This is a genomic window from Chitinophaga sp., assembly GCF_036566945.1.
Taxonomy (GTDB): Bacteria; Bacteroidota; Bacteroidia; order Chitinophagales; family Chitinophagaceae; genus Chitinophaga.
The window spans coordinates 1-1,986 of record NZ_DATCVJ010001048.1 but is presented as its reverse complement, the minus strand read 5'-3'; the positions used below and the strand labels follow the sequence as shown (position 1 = coordinate 1,986).

General features: G+C 40.3%; 3 protein-coding genes. 2 read left to right on the top strand and 1 reads right to left on the bottom strand.

Going from position 1 to position 1,986, the window contains the following annotated elements:
- Together VIP81_RS31615 and VIP81_RS31610 are read left to right on the top strand one after the other, a co-directional pair.
- On the top strand, positions 1 to 208 hold a 208-nt coding region (locus tag VIP81_RS31615), incomplete at its 5' end, for a hypothetical protein (RefSeq protein WP_331971567.1).
- A 103-nt stretch (positions 209 to 311) separates the two neighbouring features.
- Positions 312 to 578 carry a hypothetical protein gene (locus VIP81_RS31610; protein WP_331971564.1) on the top strand — a complete coding sequence of 89 codons (267 nt, stop codon included), beginning with the start codon at positions 312 to 314 and terminating at the stop codon, positions 576 to 578.
- A gap of 122 nt (positions 579 to 700) precedes the next feature.
- On the opposite strand, the gene VIP81_RS31605 is transcribed toward VIP81_RS31610, so the two are convergent.
- Positions 701 to 1,986 (bottom strand): site-specific integrase (locus VIP81_RS31605; protein ID WP_331971561.1); only part of this gene is annotated, 1,286 nt, incomplete at its 5' end.

Sequence of the window (1,986 nt, the reverse complement as noted above, 5' to 3'; positions counted from 1 at the left end):
TTCGCTTTTACCTTGCTATAGAAACGTAGGAAATTTCAGAACACAGGGTGATAAGTGGATGGCTCATGCTATAAAGGCGTGGGCCAACTTATCTGTGTTCAGGCTTCCTACGGCCTCTATAGCGGAGAAAGTTGGTACCTGCGCCTTTTTGTTTTCTACTCTCCCGCAGGTTTTAGATTGTCTCTCAGATTTTAATGATAAGGCTTAGTTAAACCGGTCGCAATGACTGGTAAGGAAAGTCGTTTGGCATAACCATTTTAAAGTTTTCTTCCGGACAGGGAGGCTAGTTAATCACCATTAAATCTTAATCCATGAAGAATTTAAAGGACGAGAATGTATTATTTATGCTTCATTCTGAGTTTACCACTGTGGCTCAGCATTTACGGGACAGGGTGTGTGAAGAATGCAATTATAGTGTGCCTACTTTTTATCGAAAGTTGAGAAGCCGCGATAAAGTTATTGAAGGCAGGGTGATTCCGGCTCTAAGCAATGCCGAAAAAGACAAGATTCGGGAGATTGGAGAAGCCATCAAAGAAGAATTCAGTGCATCAATAGTAAAGATTACGGCTAGGAAATAATTTCTTTTTTGTGTTTAAGCAATTACGATAATGGTGCTTGAGTCTTCTTGCGCCATTTTCCATTATGTAGATATATAAACCGGAAAGACTCTACTGCAAAGCCTTTCCGGTTGTTTTTGGTTTTAACATGCCTGTGAATGATCAACAGTATTTAAAGGTACGATTCCAGTTTGTTTCCTTTTTTCCCATAGCTCTTTAATCTTTTTACCCGCTTCTTCAGGACTGATACGAATATACCGGTAGAAATCCTGTAGACTCTTATGTCCACTGATTTTCATTATCAGCTCTACTGGTGTTCCTGCCAGAAATTCATTTGTACAAAAAGAGCGGCGGCAGGTGTGAGAGGTAATCCATCCATATTTAGACTTTATAACCTCTATATCCTTATTTCCTTTTTTGTAGGAGAATTTCACTGACTCACAAATCCCGGCCAGACGGCCAATTTCTTTAATATTTACATTGAAATCCGGATTGTTCACGACAGGGATTACTTTTTTGAAGCGATTTATAAGTATCTCATTAGCCGCATCCATTAAGGGAATCACCACCCAGTGGTCCGACTTTTCCTGTTTTTTATGAAGCATTCCTTTTCGTATATCTTCCGGCTTGATGTTGGAGAAGTCCGAAAACCTAAGCCCGGTAAGGCATCCCAAAACAAATAGATCACGGTAGGGCAGGAGGGAAGGGGAATCCGTCAGATCAGTATGGTATATCTGGTTTATTTCCTTCCATGAAAGATAGATAGCGTCAGATTCCTCATTCAGAATCTTGAAGTCCGATAAATCAATAGGAGGGATGATTTTACGGCGTATTCTATCCCGGATGAATATACGCAGTTGCTTAATTGTTTTGCCTACTGTTGCCGTCCTAAGGCCCTTTATAACGGCTTTCCTTCGGCGTTGTATATACTCAAATGTCAGAAAATCAACCAGACCTTCATAGAAATTAAAATCAAGGCAATCGAAGGTTATAACAGACTTCCTATAATCCTGAAACGCTTGCAGGTGGTCTTTCATGTTTTTGTAAACCCGCAGCATGCCAGGCGTAACCTTGTTGGTCTTGCATTTTATGTAATCATCTATCTGAAAGTAGAAATCCAGATTTGTTTCCGGCTGCTTGTTCGCCGTCTCTTGGGCTTTAGGGGCAAGGATTTCCGGGTTAAGGTCTGGTTTAAAGGTACTTTTGACAAAGGTCAAAACGTCTATTATTTTTTCTTGCAACGCATAGGATATAACATCTTCAACCAGACGTAATAAGGTTTTCAGCCTTTTATTAAGTTCTTCATGATTCCCATAGTCCTTCGGTAAGTTTGTGGTGATCCGGGACCTTTTCCAATAAGCAGGAGGGATCGCAATTTCAGTGCTGAGCAATGTTCTTTTGTCGGAGTTATAACAATACTGGATGAAAA